Source organism: Rhodoblastus acidophilus (assembly GCF_009720655.1).
Taxonomy (GTDB): domain Bacteria; phylum Pseudomonadota; class Alphaproteobacteria; order Rhizobiales; family Beijerinckiaceae; genus Rhodoblastus; species Rhodoblastus acidophilus_A.
Map to the genome: position 1 here is coordinate 481,808 of NZ_WNKS01000001.1, position 23,952 is coordinate 505,759.

The following is a 23,952-nucleotide window of genomic DNA, read 5'->3' on the forward strand; positions in this document are numbered from 1 at the left end:
ATGGGGGGAACAAATGGTTGCTTTGATGGGACCGGGCGGCACGTTCGACATGGCGGTGGCCGCCTTGCAGCGCGGCTGCGATTCCGTCTTCGTCGGACCCAAGGGCTGGAGCCGCCGGCCCGCCTCCGACGAGCTGGAGGAAGAGGAAATTCGCGATCTCATCCACTGGGCGAAGCCGCTCGGCAAGGATGTGCGCGTCGCCATCAATGTCATGCCCAACCCGGAGGAAATTCCCGCCTTCCTGCTGAAGGTCGAGCGCTACGCTCTGTGGGGCGCCGGCGGCGTGATGATCTGCGATCCCGGCTGCATCAAGCTGGTGCGCGAGCGCTGCCCCGACCTCGACATCCACGTCAGCGTCACGGCGGGCGTGTTCAATTCGCGCGACATCAGTTTTTATCGCGACCTCGGCGCCAACATCGTCGTCATACCCTATCGCTGGGGGACGAATGAGCTGGAGGAGGTCCGCGACGAGACCGGCGTCAGCCTGGAAGCCTTCATGTTCCAGACGGTGAAGCGCGGCCGCATCTGTCCGGGACGCTGCTATTCCTCCAGCTATTTTCTCATCGCGCACGAGCACGATTCGGCGGGCAAGGATCACCATGTCGGCAGCGCCAGCCGGGGCGGCTCCTGCCATCGCATCTGCCGGGCGAAATGGGACCTCGCCATCGACGAACAGGAGGTGTCCGGCAATCCCGATTTGAAGGCGTCGCCGGAACTGCTGCTTTGGGAATTGCCGGACTATGTCCGGCTCGGCGTCGACCGCTTCAAGATTCCCGGACGCGAGCGTTCGGTCAATCTGGTCGCCGACATCTGCGGCTTCTATCGTCGCGCACTCGACCATGTGCTCGCCGGCAACGACGATGTCTCCGGTTTCGCCGAGGAATGGGACGAAATTCGTGTGCGCTGGACGCGCGAGCGCTGCCGTCGCGACGATGGGCGCATCGCCCATGCGCAGGCCTCCTGAACCCTCTCGACGGATGCGAACGCATGACCGGCGTTTCTGTTTGCGTTTCCGAAATGACCTTAGTTCCGCCGCTTGAGGCGCCCGCACGGCGGGATTTTATTCTAGGCCTCGACGAGATTGGCCCGGACGACGCCGGCCTCGTCGGCGGCAAGGCGTTTCCGCTCGCAACGCTGCTTCAGAGCGGCTTTTGCGTGCCCAATGGGTTTTGCGTCACCTCAAATGCGTTCCACGCGCGCATCGGCGAGGACGCCGTTCTGCCTGACGACCTGCGCGAAGACCTTGCTGAGGCTTGGCGCCGCAGCGGCTTTCGCAACGCGGCGGTGCGCAGTTCCGCGACCGAGGAGGATGGCCGCGAAACCTCCTGGGCGGGCGTGTTTCCCACCGTGCTGCCGGTGCGCGACGCCGACGAGATGATCGCCGCGGTCCAAACCTGTTTTCGCGCGCTTCATGCGCCGGAAGCGGAATTTTTGCGGTCACACCGCCGGCGGAGCGCGCGTCCTGCCATGGCTGTCCTGGTTCAGGAGCTGGTTGAGGCGGAGGCGGCCGGAATCGTGTTTACCGCCAATCCCGTCACCGGCGCGCGCGGCGAGATCGTGATCAACGCCATTCGCGGCCTGGGCGAGCCGCTCGCTTCGGGCCGCGTCAACGGCGACATGGTCGTCGCCGGGCGCGATGGCGCGATCCGATCGCAGGTCGTCTCGGATCAGGCGTTCATGCTGACCTCCGAAGGCCCGGTGCCGCTGGCGGAGGCGAAGCCGGCCCTGACGCGGGCGCAAGCTGAAAAACTCGCGCATCTCGCCGTGGAGGTCGAAGATGTGTTCGGCTGTCCGCAGGACATCGAATTCGCGATTGCTGACGGCCGTGTTCATCTGCTTCAGGCGCGTCCGATCACCGGCGTCGATTCGGCGGCGGTCGGCGAGGCGGAAATCGCCGGATATCTCGACAAGGCGCGCGTGCGCCTGTCAAAACGGGTGGCGATCCTGCGGCGGCAGGGACGGCTCACGGGACGGCGGGCGATCTTCAGCAGCGGCAATATCGGCGAATTGCTGCCCACGCCGACGCCGATGAGTTTTGGCCTGTTTCGCGCGATTTTCGCCGGTCCCGGCGGCGCCATCGCGGCGGGACGCCAAAAGCTCGGCTATGCGCTGGACGCAGACGCCGCCGACCCGCTCTATGAGGAGATTTGCGGACAGCCCTATTTCAATGTCGAGATCGACGCCAAAACCTTTTGCATCGGCGCGCCGATCGACGTGGACGACATTCTCGACAGCATCGCGCGCGAGCCCGGCCGCGCCTCCTATCCCGAATTTGGCCTGTACAGCCAGGGGCTGAGCCTTGACGACGCGCAAGCGCGCCACGGCGAAGCCGAGGGGTTTTTGCGACATGCCGCTTTCTGGCGGTTTCACGCGAGAATGCGCGCGGCGGCCCGCGCCCTGCTGCGCCGCGGCGCACAAGACGAAGCCGACTGGTTCCAGGCGTTGAAGCCCCCCCGTCCCGATGAAATCGAAGGCTCGGCCGCGGACCTGCTTGCGGCGTTCCAGCGGCGCCTCGAACGGCTTCGAAAACTCTGCGTCGATTTCGTCATGGCCGCGCGCCTCGCCTTTTTCTTCGCCGATCTCGTGCGCTGGCGGCTGCGCCGCCATTTGGGGGATGACCGGCTGATCGGCGAATTGCTCAAGGGCCTCGACGGATCCATGGTGACGCAGCAGGCCTTCGACCTCGAAAAGCTCGCCCAGGGCCACGTTTCTAGCGAATCTTTCCTCGCCGCCTATGGCCATTGCGCCGCCAACGAACTCGAAATTTCGCTGCCGCGCTTCGCCGAGGAGCCCCAAATCCTCGATAGGCTGTTGCGCGACCTCTCCGCCTCCGGCCGACGTCCGGCCGCCGAATTCTGCGCGCAGCAGCGCCAGCGCCGCGAAGCGCAGCGGGAGGTTCGCCGCCAGCTGATGGACGCTGGCGTCGTGGAGCCGGAAATTCGCGCCTTCTTCGCCGACCTGCGCCTCGCCCAAAACTTCCTGCCGCGCCGCGAAACCGCAAAACATTTTTATACGGGCGAATATCGAGGGCTGCGCGGCCTTCTGCTCGAAATCAATGGGCGGCTGGGCTGGGCCGAGGGCGACATTTTCCACCTTGAGCCCGAGGAGATCGGAGGGGCGTTGGCGCGTCCCGACGCGTTCGCGCCATTGGTGTGCGCGCGGCGGCGTGAAAGAAAGATCGCGGCTCTGCTCGCCGCCGAGCGCCGCATCCCCGCCGTCATCTTCGCCGACGCGCTTGACAAAATTGGCGCCCGCGTCGAGGTTGCGACCTCGGGAGCCTTTGTCGGCGCACCCGTTGCCCCCGGCGCCGTGGTCGGCCGCGTGATGTTGCTCGACGAGGGCGCGACCGGCGCGCCGCCCGGCTGCCGCCATGATCGCATCCTCGTCGCCCATTCCGCCAATCTCGGTTTGGCGCCGTGGCTGCGGGTCGCCGCAGGTCTCATTGTCGAAGTCGGCGGCGTGCTCGCGCATGCCGCCTGCCAGGCGCGCGAGTCCGGCATTCCCGCCCTGGTGCTGGAGGGCGCGACCTCGCTATTGCGCGACGGCATGCTGGTCAGCCTCGACGGCGCGACCGGGCGTATCGAAATTCTGGAAATGTCATGAGCCTGTTCGATCTTGCGGGGCGTCGGGTCGTGGTGACCGGCGCCGGCGCCAATGGCGGCATCGGCCATGCCTTGGCCATCGGGTTTGCGCGCGCCGGCGCGCGGCTCGCCCTGTGCGACATCGACGAAGAGGGCCTCGCGCGGACGGTCGAGGAAACAGGCGCGGAAGTTTTCGCGCGCTGTGACATTTCCGTTGAGGCCGATGTAGAGGCGTTTTTCGCCAGCGTGCGCGAAAAACTCGGCGGTCTCGATGCGCTCGTCAACGTTCCCTTCGTTTTTTCGCGCCGTTGCCCGCCGCACGAATTGCCGCTGGCCGACTGGGAGCGCATGTTCGCCGTCAATGTCACCGGCTATTTCCTCTGCATCCGCGCGGCGCTGCCGCTCATGCTGGCGCAGGGGAAGGGCTGCGTCATCAACATCGGCTCCAACGCCGGCGAGACGGCGCTGGGGCGCGGCGCCTTCGCCTACAGCGCCACCAAGAGCGCGGTCCACCAGATGACCCGGGAGCTCGCCGTCGAATATGGCGCGCGCGGCGTGCGCGTGAACGCGCTGGCGCCGGCGCAGGTGCTGACGCCCGGGCTCGCGGCCCACATGGACAATCCGCATTTCCGCGACAATGTGTTGCCGCGCATTTTGATGGGGCTGCCGATGGGGCGGTTGCTGACCCCCGAGGATATGGTGGGACCGGCTCTGTTTCTGGCCTCGGACGCGGCGGCTTGCGTCAATGGCGTTATCCTGCCGGTGGATGGCGGCAATCTCGCCATGAACGCCGGCGGCGGCGCGCCGCGATGAAACTGTTGCGCTACGGACCGGCCGGAGGCGAACAACCGGGCCTTCTCGACCGCGACGGAAACATCCGCAGCCTCGCCGGCCATGTCGCGGACATTGGCGGAGCAACCCTGGCGCCGGAGCGCCTCGACCTCTTGCGCCAACTCGACGCGGAAAAACTGCCGCTGGTGGAGGGCGCGCCGCGCCTTGGGCCGCCGGTCGCGGGCATCGGCAATGTCATCGCCATCGGCCTCAATTATCCCGGGCACGGCGCGCAATATGAAATCCCCTCCGAGCCCATCGTTTTTTCAAAGCATACGGGGTCGATCTGCGGTCCAAACGACCCCATCAAAATTCCGCCCGGCGCGACCAAGGTGGACTGGGAGGTTGAACTGGCGGTGGTGATTGGACGGCGCGCCAAACGGGTTCCGGTCGAGGCGGCCCTCGATTTTGTTGCCGGCTACATGCTCGCCAACGATGTGTCCGAACGCGATTTCCAGTCCGCGCGCGGCGGTCAGTTCATCAAGGGCAAGTCGTGCGAAAATTTCTGTCCGCTCGGTCCGTGGCTGGTCTCCACCGACGAGATTTTCGATCCGCAGGGCATAAGGCTGTGGCTCGACGTCAACGGTCGCCGCGTTCAGGACGACAGCACGGCCAACATGATTTTTCCGGTCAAGGAATTGGTGAGCTATGTCAGCCAATTCATGGTGTTGCTGCCGGGCGATGTGATCATCACCGGGACGCCTCCGGGCGTGGGCATGACGCGCGGCTGGTATTTGAGCGCGGGAGACGAGCTGGAAACGGGCGCCACGCGCCTTGGAGCGCAACGCCAGCGCGTGATTGCAGCGGCGCTCTGATCAAAATCCGAGGGCTGCTCCGCCATGGCGGCCGATGTCGGCGGTCTTCGACTCGGTTGTAGTGCATTCTTCTGCGTTTCGTGTCATTTCTTCCGGACTCCCCGTCGATCCGAGACCAGAATGTCCGAGTTTTATACGACCCGCGAATTGGCCGCCCTGTTGCGCGTAAAGGAGCGGAAGGTTTACGACCTCGCCGCTTCGGGCGAGATTCCGGTGCGGCGGGTCACCGGAAAACTTCTGTTCCCGCGCGACGCGATCGGGCAGTGGCTTGATGCAAACACCCCCGCCGTTACGCCTTCTCCCTCCCAGACGGAGCGTCCGCTGATCGCGGCCGGCGGCCACGATCCCTTGCTCGAATGGGCGCTGCGCGAATCGGGGTCGGGGATCGCCGGTTTCCTCGACGGCGCCGTCGACGGGCTGAAGCGGGCGGAAGCGGATCAATGCATCCTCGCCGGTTTGCACATCCCGGAAGAGGGGGGCTGGAACGTCGCGACGGTCGAAGCGAGATTTGCTCAAAAACCCTGGGTTCTGATCGAATGGGCGCGGCGCCGGCGCGGGCTGATCCTGCGGCCGGGCCTGGTGCGCCGGCCAGAAAATCTCAAGGGCGTCCGGGGCTTGAGGTTTCAGGCGCGGCAGGCGGAGTCGGGAAGTGAATTGGTGCTGGACCGGCTGCTCGCCGCCGAAAGCATGACGCGCGCCGATTTGCACACAGTCGCGGCCGTCGAGCGGTCCGAAATGGATCTGGCGATGAGTCTGGCGCAGGGAAACGCCGACGTCGGTCTTGGCATTGAGGCGGCGGCGCGCCAGTTCCAGCTCGATTTTGTTCCGCTGATCGAAGAACGGTTCGACCTGCTGGTCTGGCGAAAGGCCTATTTCGACCCGCCGTTCCAAAAACTGATCGCCCTGACCCGTTCGGACCGTTTCTTCGCCAGGGCCAACGCGCTCGGCGGTTATGACGTCTCGGCGCTGGGCGCCGTTCACATGAATGGCGCGTAACTTTTGCTGACGGGCGCGTCAGTAAACCGAATCGAGCAGGTCGTAATAGGAGAGGTCGAGATAACCAGCCTCCTCGCCGCGATGTCTAAAATTCCATTCGTTGAACCAATCGAGCGCGGGCCAGAAACGCTCGCTGTTGCGCAGAACGCCATAGCGGTTCCGCAACGCCTTCCAGTCGTCGAGCATCTGGACCGAACGCAATTCGTTCAGGAAGGCGGGGGCCTGGGCGAGATCCAGTTCAATGAAGAGGTTGGGGAAACCGCCGACAAGGGTTGGGTAGACACTCATGGTGTCCTCGTCCGGCAGCGCCTCGCCATTCTGGAAGAACAGGTCGAATTGCGTCTTGTAGACGCGATTGGCGATCAGGGAATAGACTCTTGATTCATGGCCGTGGTTGAGACGCAGCAGCACGACGCTCGGGAGAAAGCGCGGGAATTTGTACGCCGTGGTTTCCGTCAGCAACGAAACCGCTTCCTCCCAGCGCGGAAAACTGTGAATGGGCGCATCCAGCGAGATTTTTGGTTTGACCCTGGGATTCAGCCTGTCGACTGGCCCGCTGACCTCCGGGCCCATGTGTGTTTGAAGCCGGTCGACGAGGTCCAGCACCGGACGGTCTCCCAAAACTCCGCCGGGAAGGTTGCGGTCGGCAAAGGGCACGACAGAGCGTCCGATCGCTCCAAAAACGCCCTGTGACCAGCGCTGGCGGATGGGTTCGCGCTCTTGCGGGGGCAGCAGCAGCAAAAAATTGTCTTCCATCTCCTGTCGAAGGAAATTGAAGAAGACCACAGTCTCGATCTTGCCGAGGTCGCCCTGCCAGTATTTGTAGCTCGCGACCGTGTCATAGTAGAGCCGCTCGAAGCCGCTGTAGTTGATCAGCCATTGGCTTCGGGGAACGCCGCCCTGCCGGCCTTTCATGACCGAAACGTTGGTTTCGTGCCGGAGAACGGTGAGCCAGGCGTTCGGATTCTTTTTCCCGCCGTTCCAGACGGAGTCGATCGTCAGACCCTCGGGAGTCAGTTTTTTCTGGGCCTGCGCATAAGCGTTCGCGTATTCGGCATTGCCGAGCGGAGAGCGGTCCATCATGGTGGACCAGGTCTCCAGTCCCAATTTTGGATCCTGCACCGAGGGATCGTAGCGCGGGTCGAGGAAATGGACCCAAAAATGATCCTTGACGGCATAGGTCGCGGTCTGGCCCAGGCACACCGGCCCATAGGTGATCCCGCCGACGATCACCTCGGAATTCTCCAGCAGGAACAGGGCGCGCGCCTCCGCCGGAATGGCCCGGTAAATCAGGAACGGATTTCCGACGCCCCAGGGCGGGTTCATGTCCTGGGTCGTATCCCAGTCGCGTTCGAGAAACAGTATTTTGAGATGCGCGAGCGAACTTTCGTTCAGACGCCAAACAAAATGATTTTTCTGCACCCTGGGCGCCGTGACCTTTTGAAGGCGATACCAGAATTTTTCGACTCCGGCGTAGGCGTAGGGGTTGTCGTAGGGGAGCGGCGTATCGATGACCTTGATCTGCTGATCGACAGTGGCGCCCGCCGCGCGGGGCGGCGGGGTCTCGGATCGGACGAGGTGAAAGAATTCCCCGGGGTTTTCGTCCAGGACGACGCTGGCCTGGTAAACGTGATCGAAGATGTAACGGGCGACCAGCCGGTTGCGTGGATCGGGATCGTTGAAAAAATTTTCCCATTGGGCGACGGCCGCTTCACCTTTGACCGTTTCGGCCTTACGAAGCTCGTCCTGCGTGGGGCCGGGCGAACCGTTCGCCACCCAGGCCTCGAGTTTTTCCAGGTCGGCGCTGGAGATGGCCGGCAAACCAAACGGCATTCCCGCCGCGGGATTGGCTTCCAGGAACGTGTCGAGGGACTTTGGGTCCGCTGGGCACACGTGGTCATAGCGCTTGGCATAGAGCGACATCACCGCCTCGCGCGAAAAGCCGGGCTGGTTATGCCGATGGCCGGCAGCCACCATCTTGTAGAGCAAGGAGCTGTTCAGGCGGTCCGAGGGTGTCCCCTCGCGCGCGAGGATGGGATAGAAGCCGCGCTGCCGCCACTCCGCGGTGGTCTGGACCACATCCATGCCGACGCGCGGGCTGGAGTCGATGCGACTGCTATAGGGGTTGACGCCAAACCCGCCCCGGTCGACGCCGCGGTGGGAGTCGAGCTTGACATTGCAGGGCGAGCCAAGACAGCCATGACAGGCGATGCAGCGGCGATTGAAGATCGGCTGGATTTCGGTCAGGTAATTGGGCGATGCTGGAGCCGGCCCGGTCTGGGCGACCGCATCGCCCTCCCATCCCGACAGGAACAATAGTCCTGCGACGACGGCCACGAAGGCCTTAAGACGACGGGAGCGTCTCGCCTTTGGGGCGGCAGGGCAAGGGTCGCGCATGCAATCCGCCTTTCTGAAGCCAACATCTTCGCAATGGCCGCGGGGGAGAGCGCCACCGCAGAATGATAAAGCCGGGAACCGCCGAGGACCGATTAAAAAGTGTTCCCGCGATTTGCTTCGGTCAATCGAAAGGGCGCCCAAATTGGGGTGATCGATTTGATGCGCGTGATTGACGCCGTCAACGCCCCCGCCAGATCGACAGGATGACCCACACCCCGCCCAGCACCGCGAAGACAAAACCGAACATGGCGAAATAGGACACGTCCACCGGCAGCCGGCCGCCGGAGGCGGTCATGGCGATCGACGAGCCCAGGATCAGCGCGGCGGTGACGAGGGCAAGCGCAAGCCGCGCCGCGCCGCGCTCGATCTTGTCGCCGACCTCGTCGAGTTTTTCGACATCGAGGCGCAGTTTCAGATTGCTGGTTTGCGCCTGCTTCACCAGTTTTCGCAAATCGGCGGGCAGGCCGCTCATCACCTCGATCATGTCGCCAAGACCCTGGCGGCCGCGCCGCGCCAGCACTTTTGGCGAGTAGCGGGCCAAAACCAGGTTTCGCAGGAACGGCTCCGCGGTCGCCATCACGTCGAAATCCGGGTCGAGCTGGCGGCCCATGCCTTCGAGCGAAACGAACGCCTTGGTGAGAAGGGTGAGATCGGCGGGCAGGGCCAGATTGTGCTCGCGCAAGAGGTCGACGAGATCGTTGATCAATTGCGGCAGGTTGACCGATTTCAGCGGGACGGAGTGGACGCTGTCGATCAGCGCATCGACATCGATGCTTAGCGCCTCCTCGTCCAGAACGTCATGCTTGGTCCATTGCATCAGGATGTCGACGACGCGATCCGGGTTGCGCTCGACAAAACCCTGGAGCAGGTCGACCAGTTCGCGCCGCCGCGCTTCCGAGAGACGGCCGACCATGCCGAAATCGATGAAGGCGACGCGGTTTTCGGGCAGGAAGAACACATTGCCCTGGTGCGGGTCGGCGTGAAAAAAACCGTCCTCGAACACCATTTTCAGCACAGCCGCGCCGCCGCGCCGGGCGAGCAGTTTTCGGTCGAGCCCGCAGGCCTCGACCGACGCAAGGTCGCGCCCCGGAATGCCGTCGATGAATTGCTGGACGTTGAGACGTTCCGAGGTCCAGCGCCAATAGACTTTGGGCACGATGATGTCGGGGTCGTCGGCAAAACTTTCGGCGACGCGCTCGGCGCTGCGGCATTCGGCGGCGAGGTCGAGTTCACGGCGCATGGAGCGGGAAAATTGCGCGGCGATTTCGACGGGACGGTAGCGCCGGAGCTCCTCGATGCGCGATTCCGCGATTTCGGCGAGGCGCTTCAGCAGGCGCAGGTCGGAGTCCACCACCTTTTTCACGCCCGGGCGCCTGATCTTCAGCACCACGCGCGCGCCGGTTTTCAGCCGCGCCAGATGCACCTGCGAAATCGACGCGGCGCCGATCGGCGTGGGATCGAATTCGGCGAACAGGTCTTCGACCGGGGCGCCCAGATCCTCTTCGAGCTGGATTTTGAGCGCGTCGAAGGCGATCGGCGGCGCCTGGTCCTGCAATTTGGCGAGTTCGTCGATATAGTCCTTCGGCAGCAGGTCGATGCGCGTCGCCAGGATCTGCCCGAGCTTGACGAAGCTCGGCCCCATGTCTTCCAGAAGGCGGCGAATGCGCTGCGGCGGCTCCAGCCGCGCCAGCTCCTCCGCCTCGCTCCAGTGCAGCAGGCGTCCCGCATTCTCCAGCGCGCGCCCCAGGCCGAGGCGCCGCGCGAGATCGCCGAACCCGTAGCGGATCAGCAGCGAGGTGAGGTTCTGCACCCGTCCGAGGTCTTGCGCCGCGCCGAGAACATCGAGGAGCATCAGGCCTCCTCAGCGCCGGCTTGACGGGCTGGAAAGAAAAGCCATGCGATCTCGCCAAGCACCGTGATCGCGGCGAGCGCGAGCAGGACGCCATGCGGGCGCGCGACCCGCCGCAGCGCGCCCGCCGAGTCTTTCCAGGCGAAGGCCTCGAATTTTCGGCGCCCCAAAGATTCTAGACCAAACACCATCGTCATGAACACGGCCCACAGCGCCGCCCTGGCCGCCATCCACCAGAAATGAGGGTCGATGAACCGTTCCCACAGGTCCGCGTGACATGTCATCCATAAACCCGCCGCGCCTGCGAGCGGGATGGAGAGCCGGATCTGCGCGGCGAAGCGGCGCTCGACCCATTCGAACCGTTTTCGGGCCTCGACGGGGGAGCGCGACGACGCGAGCGGCAGGACGACGCGCGTCACGAAGCCGACGCCGCCGATCCAATGTTCGATGGCGAGCACGTACAGAGCGCGTGATCAGGAGATCATCAGGCATGGCGCGTTTTAGTCGATGGGGGAACGCGTCGCAACCAAGGAGGGAGACGGCTATCTGGTCAGCCGGTTAGCACATCTGCGAGCATGCGGACTCCATCAGGATCAGGTCTCGCGGCGCCACGCCGGCCTGACACTGAAAGGCGCCGGCTCTCGCTCATCTCTCATGATCGAACCCTCATGGTCTGATGGAACCAAAACCGCTCAGCTTTCGTCTTGGTTCCGTCTCAGAGGAGATAACGTTGCGGATTGTCGACGAGGCGTGGGTGCAGCCTTCGCCTGTTCGCCATGAATTTGGAGAGCGCCATGCACAGAATTGCTTTGATCGCCGCCGTCGCCTTGACTCTGCCCGCCGTCGCGTCGCGCGCGGAGCCCTATTGGCCTGAGAAGGCGCGAGTCTATTTCATCGCGCCGGCGAATGGGGCCGTGGTCAGCGGCAAGGTGGAGGTGAAATTCGGATTGTCAGGCGTGGGCGTCGCGCCCGCCGGCACCGACAAGCCCAATGTCGGTCACCATCATCTTCTGATCGATGTCGAGACGCCCAGGGGGGACGAACTCATGGCACCGCTTCCGGCCGGCGCCCAGGTCAAACATTTTGGCGGCGGCCAGACCGAGACGCTGCTCGACCTGCCGCCCGGTCGCCACAAGCTGCAACTGATCCTCGGCGACGCCAATCATGTTCCGCACGATCCGCCGCTGGTCTCCGACGTCATCGAAATCGAGGTGAAGTAGGTTTTCGGCGCGGAAGGCCGACGGGAACGCGCGGAGGCGCGATCAAGGGGCGGGCGCCGGCAAAACCATCAAACGGCGTCCTTGAGCTCCAGCCAGCCGAACCCGACCGGATCGATGATGGCGATCGCGCCGATCCCTTCGCGTTCCGCGAGGGCCAAAGCCTGGTTGAAGGCGAATTTGATCGGCGGGTTGTCGTCGGAGGCGACGAATGCGACCCTGCCGCCCGAATCTGGCCGACTGACATAGGCGAGCGTTTGCGTCAGCGGATGGCGGCTGTGTTGATGGACTTGCACCACGATGCAGTCGCCGCCGTTGGGGAGGCGTTCGGGATTCCAGAGGATCGCCGGAGGCCGCGTCGTTTCGGGCGTGGTCGATGTCATCGCGCGGGGCGCATGTTCGGCGGGAAGCGTCCGCCGGGATCATCGATCCACACGCAGGCGATCCCGGCCTTCTCGGCATAGTCGAGCGCCGCCAGCAAGGCTTCCGCCGCCGGAAGCGGGTGGGGAAACGCGTCGGGGTCGAACGAGGCGCCGAATTTTGTGACGGAGAGCGTCGCGAGCGCCGGCGCGTCGTCGACGTCGTGGACGCGCATCTCCACGACCGCTCCGAAAGGCAGAGCGCTGCGATGTTCAACGATGCGCGTCATGGTCTCGCCTTCTAGGGTCGCGGCCATGGGCCCGACCTCGCCTGAGAGGAACATCAGGGCTCTATATCCGATTTCGCCGTCGGCGCCGAACGCGCAGTTCCCCGGGCGCGTGCGTCAGGGGATGTTCATGGCGGGGACCTCTCGGGTTCACGCGGCTTTCGACTGTTCCGGCTCCGAGGAGTCCATGGCCCGCAGATACAGGTCGAGCAGGGTCTCATGCTCGTCGCGTTCGTCCTTGTCCTGCTTGCGCAGGCGGATGATCTCCTTGATGACCTTGACGTCGTAGCCTTCGCCCTTGGCTTCCGCAAAAATTTCCTTCTTGCCCTCGTTCAGGGCCTTGATCTCTTCCTCGATGTGTTCGATGCGCTCGACAATGGTGCGAATGCGCTCACCTGTAACATCCAGACTGTCCGACACGGTTGGCCTCCCTCGATTCGTGCAAGGGAGGCTAGGGTCGCGAAGGTCACCAGTGTGTTAACGGGTCATTTTAAGATGTGGAGAACCTCAGAACGCGATCTTGATTCCGCCGGACCCGACAAAACCGTCGCCGCCCGGCTGCCCCAGCGTCTGCGACAGATTGATCGTCAGCGCGACGTCGCCGGTCACGCGCGCGCTCGCGCCGGTCGAGAGACGCGCGAACGCATGGTTGGGCGCGCCGGCCGCCGTCCAGGTGTTGACGATCAGCGGCGCGGAAACGGCGCTGTACTGGATCAAACGGTTGACACCGTTGAAATAATCCTCGGCGGTGGCGTTGAAATAGGCGTCGATGGCCGTGCGGTTCCAGGCGAAGGCGCCGCGCGCCTGGAGACCGGCGCTGCCGAGCAGGGCTTCGGCGTTCTGCGCCTTCACGTTGAGGGTCAGAACCGGGTCGCCGCTTTCCGTGTAGCCGTTGAAATCCGCCCGGGCGTAAGTCAGGCCGGCGATCGGGCCAAGGCGCATCGACGGCGCGACATCGAAGAGATAGCCGCTCTTGAAGGCGGCGGCGAAGGTGGTTCCGCTGGGGTGCGAGGTGATCGAGTCGATCACGCCGGGGCGGGTGTTGTCATAGTTCACCCAGCCATAGGACAACAGCCCTTGAAAGAACAGGTTGCGCAGGTCGTAGGCGCCGTAGACGCCCAGTTGGTTGGCGACGCCGTCGAATTTACCGCCGTTCTGGTTGAGCTGAACGCTGGGACTGGAGAAATGGTAGGCCGCGCCGATCATGGCGTCGGGCGCGAGGCGGTATTCGACGCCGAAGGAGCCGCCGACGCCATACCAGTTGTAGCCGAGCGAATCGCCAGCGTTTCCGCGCGTTGCCACGGCGCCGTCGACTTGCATGAAGGCGGACCAGGGGCTCGGCTCGACGCCGGGCGGCCCCTTGGTGGAGGCGAGCTCGCGGCTTGCCGACGGCGCCGCGCCGCCGTTGAACAGGTCGAGCCGGCCAAACAGGGTCGAGACGAAGGCGTTGGTGACGCCGACGCCCGAACTGGCGGTCGCGGCCAGGGTTTGGGGCGCGTTGAGGCGATTGGCGATATAGTCCGCGACAATGGCGAAGCCCGCCGAGGTCAGGTGCAACTGATCAAGATAGAACAGATATTGCGCTTGCAGGGCGGAATTGCCGAGACAGGTCGTGGGGCAGGCCCCTGCCGATTGCAGTCCGTACGCCGCGGGATTGGCCGTGATTTCGGCGAGGAGCCGCGTGCCGTCCAAATATTCGACCCGGACTCCCGAAGCGGCGACGGCGGCGAGGTTTTGCTGCATCGCCGCATTGAAGGTCTGGCTGTAGGCGGCGCCGACGGCGACGGCCGAAGGCGAATATTTGGCCGCTTCCGGTAACTGGGAGACATCGAGGGCGGCGAAAACGAGGGTCTTGGCGCCGACGGCGGTGAGCGCCTTCACACCCGCCATGGCCTGGGTGACCGAAGTGGCCGCAGCGGCGGGAACGCCAGCCATCGAGCCGCCGGACTGGTAATAGTCGCGCGCGTCATTGCCGCCAATGTCCAGCGTCACCAACTGGTTCGGGGCGATCTTGCCGCCGGCCCCGACAAAGCCCTGCCACTCCTGGGCGAAACCGGGCAGGCCAACGAAATCGTTGCCGGTTCCGGTCTGCGCCCCGCCGAGCGCGTAATTCGATTGCGGGATCCGGTAGATGCTCGAGAGCGAGTCGACGTAGTTTGTGCCGCCGCTGAAACGGCCTGTCGGATAGATGAAGTTGATCGCGGCGAGCGTGGGGCCGAAGCCAGGGGTCGTCGCCATAATTTTCTGGATATTGCCGATGTCGGCGTAGCTGTCGCCGAACGCGACGATCGATGAGTAATGCTGCGCGTGGGCTGCGGAGAGCGGCGCGACGCCGGCCACCAGCGCGGCGACCAGGGCGCGCGTGCGACGGCGCGGATTCAGGTTCGTGATTTTGGCGACCATGCTAGAACCGCGCCTCCCCAGGCAGAAGATATGACGACACCATGCGCGGCCCCGCCTTTTTCGCGTCGGACCACTTCACGAAGAGTTTACTTGAATTGCTGCCCTTGGGAAGCTTTTGGGCGCCAAAAGGCCTGCTTTTGATTACGGAGAGCGCGTGAAGGCAAAGGTCAAGACCGGGTTCATGACCCCGGATCGAGGTCGAGGGCGTTCAACAGTGGTTTGAGGCTGTTCTGGTAAACGCGCCAGCGCCCGACCGCGGAACGATAGACGGGCTTGCGCACCTGCGTCGCGCTGGCCGTGCGCACCGGGCGCGCGGTCAGGTGGAAGTCGAGGCAGGCCGGATCGAAAGGCAGGCCGCAGAAATCCAGAAGCTTTCGCGTTGCGCCTTCGGCATCCTCGACCACGTCTTTATAATCGAGATCGAGGAAGGCGCCCGGCGGCAGCGCCGCGCGCCAGTGCGCCATCAGTTTTTCGTAGCGGCGATGGTAGCGGCCGAGTTCGGCGAGGTCATAAGTGTGGTTCTGCTCGGCAGAGAAGAGTTTTGTGAAGCAGGACAGGCACGTGTCGATGGCGTCGCGCCGGCAGTGAATGATTTTCGCGTTGGGCAGCGCCAGATGGATCAGGCCGACGAAATAAAAATTCGAGGGCATCTTGTCGGTGACGCGCGCGCTCTCTGGCGCAATTTTTAGGAGCCGTTGCAAAAAAGCTTCGCCGATGCGGCGCAGGTCGCCCGGCTTCGCGGCGGCCAAAAAATCCGGAAACGCTCCGCCCGCCTCGGCGACGGCCTCGCTGAAACTCATGAGTTCGCCGGCGCCGTGGACGCCGGGGTGACTGGCGAGGATCTGCTCGACAAGCGTCGTGCCGGAGCGCGGCATGCCCAGGACGAAAATCGGGCGATCCGAGGGATGCCCGAGGCCCACGTGACGCGCCAGCGTTTCTTGGGTGAACGCCGCCTCGATGCGGTCGAACAGGCCGAGAATTTGAGTCTCGTCGTAATCGATGGCGGCGCGCTTGGCGGCATTGCCGCGCAGATAAAAGCCGAAGGATTTTTCGAAATTTTTCAGGTCCGCATAGGCCTTGCCCAGCGCGAAATCGAGTTGGAGGCGATCCGTCGCTGACAGGTCCGGACGGGCCGCCAGCGCCTCCATCTGGGCGATGCGCGGATCGTCGGCTGTGAATGTGCGGGAATCCGCGAGATTGAAATAGGCCCCGGCGAGATCGGGATTGATCTCGATCGCCTTGAGATAGGCGGCTTCGGCCTCCTTGAATTTCCCAATATCCTTCAGCGCGTTGCCCATGTTGTTCCAGGCTTCGGCGAGCTTCGGATTGAGGGCGAGGGCGCGGTGGAAGCACGCCAGCGCGCTTTCGAAATCCCCCTGCTCGAAGCGCGCGCGCCCCAGCAGGTTTATGGCGTCACCATTGTCGGGATCAAGCGCCAGCGCCGCGCGCGCCTCCCGCTCCGCTTCGCCGATCCGGTTGCAGTCGGCCAGCAGGGCGCCATAGTGGATATGGATTTTTTCGACGCGGTCTCCGATCGCCAGCGCGCGCCGAAACATGTCTTCGGCTTCGTCGAACTTTTCCAAATCCTTGAGCGCCAGCGCCAGACTGTCGAGGATGTCGGGATCGTGCGGTTTCAGCGCCAGCGCCTTTCGGTAGGCGGCAATGGCGTCTACAAAACGCTTCAATTCGCGCAGGCACGTGCCGAGATTGTTCCAGCCTTCCGCAAAATGCGCGTCCAATTCCAACGCGCGCCTGTAGGCGGGCTCGGCCTCGGCAAAACGCTTGAGCCGCTGCAGGGCGTTGCCGCGATTGCTGTGCGCGCGGGCAAAATTCGGGCTGAGCGCCACCGCCTTGTCGAGTGCAGTGAGGGCTTCTTCGTAGCGCGCGAGGTCAAACAGGGCGATGGCGAGATTGCTCAGCGCCTCGGGGTAATTCGGGTCGATGTCGAGCGTATTTCGCGCCTGCGACGCCGCCTCTTCGGGCTGGCCGCTCAGCCGCAGCATTTCCCCGAGGTTCGCATGATAGAGCGCGCGGTCCGGCGCAATGGCGGTCGCCCGCCGCAGATGGGCGATGGCGTCTGCGAGCTGGCCGGATTGATGCGCGGCGACGCCGAGGTTGTGCAGCGCCTCGGCTTGGTCGGGCTCGGACGGCCCCGCCTCGGGGGCTGGGGAGGCGGCGTTTGCGCGGCGGGTTTCGAGCGCGAGAATGGCGCGGGCGTGGGCTGCGCGCGTCTCCTGCGCCGCCTTGAACGGCATGAGCGCGGAGGCGTCGCCTGCCGCCGCCGCGCGCAAGGATTTGCAAACCTGCGCCATCACCGCTGGCCAATTTTCGTTCCGCTGACGGAACAGGCGGGCGTTCGGATACCAGGGACTGTCTTCGCGCTCCAGCAGCCACCGCCAGTCGGCGATCCACGAAAGCAATATCCACACGGGCTTGCCGAGCCCGCCGGCGAGATGGCAGCAGGAGGAATCGACGGAGATGACGAGATCGAGATGCGCCACCGCCCCCGCAGTACTGGCGAAATCGCCGAGGTCGCGGGAGAGGTCGAGCACCTTCCCCTTGGGGGCGAGCTTTTTCAACTCGGCGGCGCGGGCGCCGAATTGCAGACTGACGAGGGAGACGCCGGGAACGTCGAGCAGCGGCGCGAAATGCGTCACCTCGAGCGAGCGCCGGTGATCGTTGGCGTGTTCGGGATTGCCGCCCCAGTTGATCCCGACTTTCAGTCCCGGCAGGCCGGCGAGGCGCGCGCGCCATTTTTCGACGGCCGCCGGGGGCGCCCGCAAATACGGCAGATCGGCAGGGATGGTTTCGTGGCGCGTGTTGAACAGGTGCGGCAGGCTCATCAGCGCGAAATCGCAGTGATATGGCGGCGGGTCGCCGCTGTCGCCGTATACGTCGATCTCCGGCAGGCTCTCGCGCATCAGCCCCGCCAATTCCGGGTGCACGCGGAACGAAACCTTTTTGGCGCGCGGCGCCAGCAGTTTGACGTAACGCGCGAATTGCAGCGTGTCGCCAAAACCCTGTTCGGCCTGCACATGGACATGCTTTTCGAAAAAACTGTCGCCGCGCCAGGGTTTTTGGGGCAAGCCCTTGCGCGCGCTGGAGCGAAGCCGCCATTCATATTCGGCGAGCCCTTCGGCGAAATCGCCGCGCATCAGCAGCAGGATGCCAAGGCCCGCGCGCGCATTGGCGTGGTCGGGCGCGAGGGCGATGGCGCGGCGCAGGCAGACGAAAGCTTCCGCGTAATCGCCATTGTGGTGCAGCGCCGTGCCGAGATTGGCCCAGGCGTCGGCGTAATCGGGGGCGAGCGCGACCGCCGTCCGATAGGCGGCGATGGCGTTCGGGTAATCTTTCAGACCGTAAAAGGCGTTGCCGAGATTGCAATGCGCCGGCGCGAACTGAGGATTGGCCTCGATCGCCTTCTGCTGCGCCCGCGCCGCCGCCTCGAAATTTTTGAGGTCGTAATGGGCGGCGCCGAGATTGCTCCAGGCCGCGGGCATTGTGGGGTCGAGCCGGGTCGCGCTCACCCCCTCTTCGACCGCCTGTTTCGGCCGCCCGGACAGCCGGAACATTTCGCCGAGATTGGCGCGGAACAGGGCGACATCGGGGGCGAGGGCGGTGGCGCGCTGGACGTTCGCGATGGCGTCGGCGAGTCGTCCCGCCTGATGGGCGATGACTCCGGCGAGGTGATGGGCCGCGGCGAGATCGGGTTGCGTCGCGAGGATCTGCTTGCAGATCGCCTCGGCCTCCATCAGCCGCCCCTCGGCCCGGCATCTCTCCGCATAGTCGAGCGCCTCGCCGATTGGCATGAGGCCCGTGGTTCCCGTCACGCTGTTCGCCCTCCAAAATCCGCCCTAATCCGCGGCAATTCGCAGCAAAAGGCAAGGCGCCGCCCTGAGCCCTGAGAGAATGCAGGCCAAAGCCGGGCCGCCGAATTCCCCGAGGTCGCGCCAAATTCGCAACACTGTCGCTTAGGTCTTGATCGAACGCCATTTTTTCAAAGAATCGGCTGCAGTCGAAGCCATGCGAGCCTAGCGTCCGCAGGCGCAAACGCGGCGCTCCGTAGTTTTACGGATGCCCGGGCTCGACTTGGCCCAATATGTTGATTTGTGAGCAAATGCCGGGTTGCTCAACCACTAGGCGCGCGCGTCCGATCTTGCCCACAACGCATTGGCAGACCAACCAAATGAATACCTCCCGACCGCTCCTCGCTTGCTGCTCGCTTTCGGCGATTCTGATCGGCGGAGGCGCGCCGGCGGCGCTGGCGCAGTCCCTTCCGGGCGGGTGCTACGCCGGGCCGTTCCCGCACAGCAATGCCGCGGCCATCCACTGCATCCAGGCCTCGGGAATATCGGTCGCCGGCGATATCGCCAACGAAGCCACCGGCGCCGTCACGCCCGGCTCCCCCCTGGGCGTCGGAATACTCGTCAGGAACGCCGCCGTCTCAGGCTCGGTCGCCAATGCCGGCGTCATCGCCGCGCCCACGGGGGTCAGTCTGGTCAATGCTCGCGTCGCCGGCAGCCTGTCGAGCAGCGGAACGATCTCGGGCGGCGTCGGACTCAGGTTGGCCGGCGCCACGGTCGACGGCGGCGTCGTCAGCAGCGGGACGGTGAATGCGACCAGCGCCGGAATCCTGATCGACGCCGGAAGCGCGATCCGCACGGACCAGCCGGGCGTTCTGGTCAGCGGCCCGACCTTGCTCGGCGGCATCAGCAACGCCGGAACGATTTCCGCCCGGCAATGGGGTGTCGTCGCCGCCTACGCCTCGACCTTCAGCGGCGGCGTCAAAAATTCGGGCGCGATCACGGCGACCATGGACACAGTCAACGGATATCCGGCGGTCGGCGTGGCGGCGTTCAATTCCGGCGCCGTCAGCGGCGGACTCTCGAATGCGAAGACTGGCGTGATCGCTGTCACGGCGGCGGTGACGGCGTCGGGGATCAGCGTCTGGAACGTCTCGTCCTTCTCCGGGGGGATGAGCAACGCCGGCGTCATCTCCGTGACCGAGATCAACGCGGGCGGCAGGATCGCCGGGGCGGCGGGCCTGGATGTCGGCTCCTACAACACCGGCTCCGGCGCGCTCGGCGGATCGCTCTTTACCGGCGGCATCGCCAACAGCGGATGGATCGACGTCGTCGTCTTCAATTCCGGCGTCATCACCGGAGGCGCCGCCGGCGGCCTGTCGCTGCACGGGGTGAGCACATTCACCGGCGGGGTGGTCAACAGCCGGGATGGCGTCGTCATCGTGGACTTCACCAACGACGTTGGCGGAACGTCGGTCGGCGCCGCCGGCCTCGGGGTTCGCGGCACGCGCGCGACGGCCCTTTCCACCAACACCGCCCGTTTCGAGGGCGGCGTGCTCAACGCGGGAACGATCGGCGTCAATGTCGTCAATCGAGGAACGGTCGCCTTCGGCCTCGCCGGCGTCGCCGTGAAGAATTTCGTGAGCTCTTCCGGCGGCGTCAGCAACGAGGCGGGGGGGCGGATCGCGGTCGAGGTCGCCAACACCGGCGCGGGCGGCAATATTTACGGTGTCGGCGTGGGCGGCCCGGTGACCGGGTCGAGCGCCATTTCCATCGAGACCTATGCCGGCGGCGTGTCGAACGCGGGCGTGATCGCTGTCACCGCCAGCAATGCCGGAACGGTCAACAATGTTGCGGGCGTCTCGGTCAGCAATGTTTCGCGGTTCGACGGCGGTTTGACCAATTCCGGCGGGATCAGCGTGGCCGTCTCGGGTCCAGGCGCCTATAGCGGCGATGTCGCCGGCCTCAGGCTGGCCGGTGTCGCCAACTGGTCCGGCGCCGTCGTCAATTCCGGCGCCATTTCCGCTCCGGTCGGCATCGATATCGGCGCCAACGTCGGTTTCGCCGCCGGTTCTTCCATTGTGAACACCGGGACGATCATCGGCTCGGTGGCGGCGATCGACGCGAGCGCCGCCACCAGCCCGGTCACGATCAGCCAGGCCGGAGGCCTGCTGTCCGGCGCCGTCAAATTGTCGGCCCATGCCGACACGCTGACCGTTTCCGGAGGAACGCTCGCCGGCGATATCGTGGGACAGGGCGCTGCCGACACGGTGAATTTCGCCCCCGGCCCGGGACGGACGTTCACTTATGGCGCGCCCTACGGGTTTTCAGGCGTCAATCAGGTCAATGTCGCATCGGGAACGTTGACCCTCAATGGCGCCAACAGCGCGACAAACGTGACGGTGGCGCCCGGCGCGAAACTCGAAGTCGGCGACGCCGCCAAAGCGTCCGCGCGGCTGACCAGCGCTGGCGTCGATGTGTTCGGGGTGTTGGCGGGTCATGGCGCCGTTTCGGGTCCGGTCAAGCTGGAATCCGGCGCGACCCTGGCGCCGGGCGGCTCGGTCGGCGCGCTTACCGTCAATGGCGATGTCGCCTTCGCGTCGGGCGCCACCTACGCCATCGCGCTCTCTCCGACTGCGGCCTCGAAAACCCAGGTCAACGGCGCTGCGATCCTTGGCGGCGCGACGGTTTCGGTGACACCCGGCGTCCTGCTCGGCGCTCACGCGGCCCAAACCTTTACGATCCTCACCGCGACCGCGGGACTCCGTGACACCTTCAACCCGGCTGTCTCCGTCACGCAAAGCGGGCTGATGGCCGCTCCGAACCTCGGTTACGACGCCAAAAACGTTTTTCTCAACATCCCCGCCTATATCAGATGGCTCGACCTCGCGCCGGCGGCGCCGCGCAATGCGATCAGCGCCGCCAATGCGCTGAACGGTTATTTCCTCACGGGCGCGACACCGCCGGCGCCCATCCAGGGGCTGGGCGCTCTCTCCGGCGCCGCTTTGAACGCGGCGGTCAACCAGGTCGCCGGGCAGCAGCAGGGCGCGGCGGAGCCTCTTGCGATCAAGGCCGGCGATCTGTTCCTCAGCCTCATGCTCGATCCGCATGCCGACGGGCGCGGAGCGGCGGCGGGAAGCGCGATGCCCTCCGCCGAAGCCCCCATTCGTGACGGCGCCGCCTTTCAATCCATCGCACCCACGGCGAATTCCCCCGTGTTCTGGGCGGGCGGCTATGGCGGCGGCGCGAGCTATGCCGGCGACGCCGCCAGCGGCGCGGCGCGCAATGTCGGTTCGATCTACGGCTATGCGGCCGGCGCGGATTATCGCGTCGAGCCCAACGCCGTGGTGGGCGTGGCGATCGGCGGCGGCGGAACCGCGTTCGGCCTGGGGCAGGGCAGGGGCGGCGGCTCCGCGCAGATGGTCCAGGCGGGCGTCTATGGCGCGCTGCATTCGGGCCCGGCCTATGTCACCGGTGGTCTCGCCTTCACGGCCTTCGACTTCGCCACGAACAGGAGTCTTGCCGGCGTCGGGACGCAGCGCGGCGCGTTCAAGGCGGGCATGGTCTCGAACCGGCTCGAAGCCGGCTATGCCTTTCCGGTTTACGCCGCGCTGTCGGTCACGCCCTATGCGGCCAACCAGATCCAGGGCCTGTTCCTGCCAGGCTTCGGCGAAAGCTTCGGCGCGGACGCGGCCTTCTCGCTGAATTACGGCGGACGCGACGCCTATGACGACCGCGTCGAACTCGGCGCGCGGTTCGACCTGCTCCAGCCCGCTTTTTCCAGCGGGCTGAAAATCTACGGGCGCCTCGCCTGGGCCCACAATTTCTATAATCTGGGACTGTCGAGCGTGTCGTTCGCCTCGTTCTCCGCGCCCTCCTTCCTCGTCTGTTCGGCGGCGCCCGCGCGTGACAGCGCGTTGGTCACCGCAGGCGCCGAATATTCCGTCGGCGACGGCTGGACCGTCTCCGCCAAATTCGAGGGCGAATTTGCGCGCACGGCGAATTTTTATGGAGCGACCGGGCAGATCCGCAAGGCGTGGTGAGCGCGACTCCTCAGAGCGAAACAGCTTGACAACAATGCTGGCGCGCGCACAGACGAAAACAGCCTCATTCAAGCGGAGTGGATCGTGAGCGACGCTGGCGGCGGCCCAGATCTCGTCGCGCCGTCCGGGGGCGCAACCGAACGGCTCGACTTTCTCGACGCCATCCGGGGCATGGCCGCGCTCTGGGTCATGGTCTTCCATCTCAAAATCGTGCTGGAGGGGATCGGCGCTTCGCCCCTGCCGATCTGGCTCGAACCTGTCGGCTTCGGCGCACTGGGCGTCTCCCTGTTCTTCGTCGCCAGCGCCTTTTCTCTTTTTTTTGCTCTCGCGCGCCGAAAAGACCGTTCCTCGCGAAAATTCTACATTCGCCGATTTTTTCGCATCGCGCCGCTGTTCTACGTTTTCACGGTCCTGTCTTGCCTCGGCCCCGATTTCGGACCGCCCAGCGATTTTTTCGGGCGCGTTCTCACGGCGAGCTTTCTCTTCAACCTGTTGCCGGGATACCAGATCGGCGCTGTTTACGCGGGCTGGTCCGTCGGGGTCGAAATGGTTTTTTATGTGCTGTTTCCCGCGATTTTCCTGGTCGTGAATACGTTGGAGCGGTCCGTGGCGGCCTGGATCGCCGCCGCGCTTTTGTTGTGGCCCCTCGACGCGGGGCTGCGCTGGCTCATGGCGTCGTATTTTTCACATCTGACCAGATATCCGACGTTCGACCTGATCTTTTTCGCCCGTTTCCTGCCTGTCTTCATGATCGGCGTGATCGCGTTCCATGGCGGCTTCGCGCTGAAAAAACTGGAGCGATCCCGCGAAATCGGCGCCGGCCTGCTGCTGGCTGCGCTCCTCGGGCTGCTGGCCTTCTTTTATCTGTGGCGCGGCGACGGTCTGACGGAATTGGCGAGAACGCATCTGCCTTGGCCGCTGATCGAACAGTCGATCATTTTCGGCGCGTTCCTGGTCGGGCTGATGAACGCGCCCTCACGCCTGCTGGTCAATCGTTTCACCTGTTTTTTGGGAACGCTCAGCTATTCCATCTATCTGGTTCATCTCCCGCTGATCATGAATTTCAAGCCCCTGTACAAGAGCGTCCTTGCTCTGAGCGACGACGGCGGCGTTCAATATATCGCCTGCGCGATCCTGACCTTCCTCGTTCTGATTCCGGTCGCGGGTCTGACCTATGTTCTGATCGAGCGGCCTGGGATTCGTCTGGGCCGCCTGATGGCCGACGCCCTTCCCTGACGGCGCAGCGGGTTCGACCGAAGACGACAGCGCCGCCGTCCGGGTTTCAAAATAGGCCTTGGCCAGCGCGGCGCCGCGCCGGCGCAGCGGCGTTTCGAGGAAGCGAAAATTCAATTCGGCGAGGCCGACGCAAAG

16 protein-coding genes are annotated in these 23,952 nt (G+C 64.8%); 8 read left to right on the forward strand and 8 right to left on the reverse strand.

Features of this window, described 5'->3' with window-relative positions:
* Nucleotides 1-13 precede the first annotated feature (13 nt).
* From GJ654_RS02255 to GJ654_RS02275, 5 genes are all read left to right on the forward strand, one after another.
* Nucleotides 14-964 (forward strand): peptidase U32 family protein, encoded by a 951-nt coding sequence (locus GJ654_RS02255; protein WP_155444457.1) that lies wholly within the window; start codon nt 14-16, stop codon nt 962-964.
* Nucleotides 965-1,017: 53 nt separating this feature from the next.
* A complete protein-coding gene (locus GJ654_RS02260; RefSeq protein ID WP_196305401.1) occupies nt 1,018-3,603 on the forward strand; it encodes a PEP/pyruvate-binding domain-containing protein in 2,586 nt (861 codons plus the stop codon).
* The gene (locus GJ654_RS02265; protein WP_155444459.1) at nt 3,600-4,394 is read left to right on the forward strand and encodes an SDR family NAD(P)-dependent oxidoreductase; all 795 of its coding nucleotides are present in this window, start codon (nt 3,600-3,602) and stop codon (nt 4,392-4,394) included. The genes GJ654_RS02260 and GJ654_RS02265 overlap by 4 nt, the downstream gene beginning before the upstream one ends.
* Nucleotides 4,391-5,227, forward strand: coding sequence for a fumarylacetoacetate hydrolase family protein (locus tag GJ654_RS02270; protein WP_155444460.1), 837 nt, complete (start codon nt 4,391-4,393; stop codon nt 5,225-5,227). The genes GJ654_RS02265 and GJ654_RS02270 overlap by 4 nt, the downstream gene beginning before the upstream one ends.
* A 120-nt stretch (nt 5,228-5,347) precedes the next feature.
* Nucleotides 5,348-6,223: a helix-turn-helix transcriptional regulator gene (locus GJ654_RS02275; RefSeq protein ID WP_155444461.1), complete on the forward strand. Its 876-nt coding sequence runs from the start codon at nt 5,348-5,350 to the stop codon at nt 6,221-6,223.
* 18 nt (nt 6,224-6,241) lie between these two features.
* Here the strand turns inward: GJ654_RS02275 and GJ654_RS02280 are convergent, their stop codons facing one another.
* From GJ654_RS02280 to GJ654_RS02290, 3 genes are all read right to left on the reverse strand, one after another.
* Nucleotides 6,242-8,560 (reverse strand): fatty acid cis/trans isomerase, encoded by a 2,319-nt coding sequence (locus tag GJ654_RS02280; RefSeq protein ID WP_196305402.1) that lies wholly within the window; start codon nt 8,558-8,560, stop codon nt 6,242-6,244.
* A 238-nt stretch (nt 8,561-8,798) separates the two neighbouring features.
* Complete coding sequence (locus GJ654_RS02285; RefSeq protein WP_155444463.1) at nt 8,799-10,472, reverse strand: ABC1 kinase family protein; 1,674 nt, start codon at nt 10,470-10,472, stop codon at nt 8,799-8,801.
* A complete protein-coding gene (locus tag GJ654_RS02290; protein WP_155444464.1) occupies nt 10,472-10,927 on the reverse strand; it encodes a hypothetical protein in 456 nt (151 codons plus the stop codon). The genes GJ654_RS02285 and GJ654_RS02290 overlap by 1 nt, the downstream gene beginning before the upstream one ends.
* Nucleotides 10,928-11,263: 336 nt before the next feature.
* On the opposite strand from GJ654_RS02290, the gene GJ654_RS02295 reads away from it, so the two are divergent.
* Nucleotides 11,264-11,689, forward strand: a complete 426-nt coding sequence (locus GJ654_RS02295) for a DUF4399 domain-containing protein (RefSeq protein ID WP_155444465.1) — start codon at nt 11,264-11,266, stop codon at nt 11,687-11,689.
* Between the two features lie 68 nt (nt 11,690-11,757).
* Here GJ654_RS02295 and GJ654_RS02300 read toward each other — a convergent pair whose 3' ends face one another.
* The 5 genes from GJ654_RS02300 to GJ654_RS02320 all read right to left on the reverse strand — a co-directional run bounded on the left by GJ654_RS02300 (nt 11,758) and on the right by GJ654_RS02320 (nt 18,565).
* Complete coding sequence (locus GJ654_RS02300) at nt 11,758-12,069, reverse strand: hypothetical protein (RefSeq protein ID WP_155444466.1); 312 nt, start codon at nt 12,067-12,069, stop codon at nt 11,758-11,760.
* Nucleotides 12,066-12,335 (reverse strand): hypothetical protein, encoded by a 270-nt coding sequence (locus GJ654_RS02305; protein ID WP_155444467.1) that lies wholly within the window; start codon nt 12,333-12,335, stop codon nt 12,066-12,068. Before GJ654_RS02305 ends, GJ654_RS02300 begins: the two co-directional genes overlap by 4 nt.
* Before the next feature lie 147 nt (nt 12,336-12,482).
* Complete coding sequence (locus tag GJ654_RS02310) at nt 12,483-12,752, reverse strand: DUF2312 domain-containing protein (RefSeq protein WP_264586089.1); 270 nt, start codon at nt 12,750-12,752, stop codon at nt 12,483-12,485.
* 87 nt (nt 12,753-12,839) lie between these two features.
* Nucleotides 12,840-14,735, reverse strand: a complete 1,896-nt coding sequence (locus tag GJ654_RS02315) for an autotransporter domain-containing protein (RefSeq protein ID WP_155444468.1) — start codon at nt 14,733-14,735, stop codon at nt 12,840-12,842.
* 179 nt (nt 14,736-14,914) lie between these two features.
* Complete coding sequence (locus GJ654_RS02320) at nt 14,915-18,565, reverse strand: tetratricopeptide repeat-containing sulfotransferase family protein (RefSeq protein WP_155444469.1); 3,651 nt, start codon at nt 18,563-18,565, stop codon at nt 14,915-14,917.
* A gap of 356 nt (nt 18,566-18,921) precedes the next feature.
* On the opposite strand from GJ654_RS02320, the gene GJ654_RS02325 reads away from it, so the two are divergent.
* Together GJ654_RS02325 and GJ654_RS21060 are read left to right on the forward strand one after the other, a co-directional pair.
* On the forward strand, nt 18,922-22,581 hold the full coding sequence (locus tag GJ654_RS02325; protein WP_196305403.1) for an autotransporter domain-containing protein: 3,660 nt from the start codon (nt 18,922-18,924) through the stop codon (nt 22,579-22,581).
* 84 nt (nt 22,582-22,665) lie between these two features.
* Nucleotides 22,666-23,817, forward strand: coding sequence for an acyltransferase family protein (locus tag GJ654_RS21060; protein ID WP_155444471.1), 1,152 nt, complete (start codon nt 22,666-22,668; stop codon nt 23,815-23,817).
* Nucleotides 23,818-23,952: the final 135 nt, after the last annotated feature.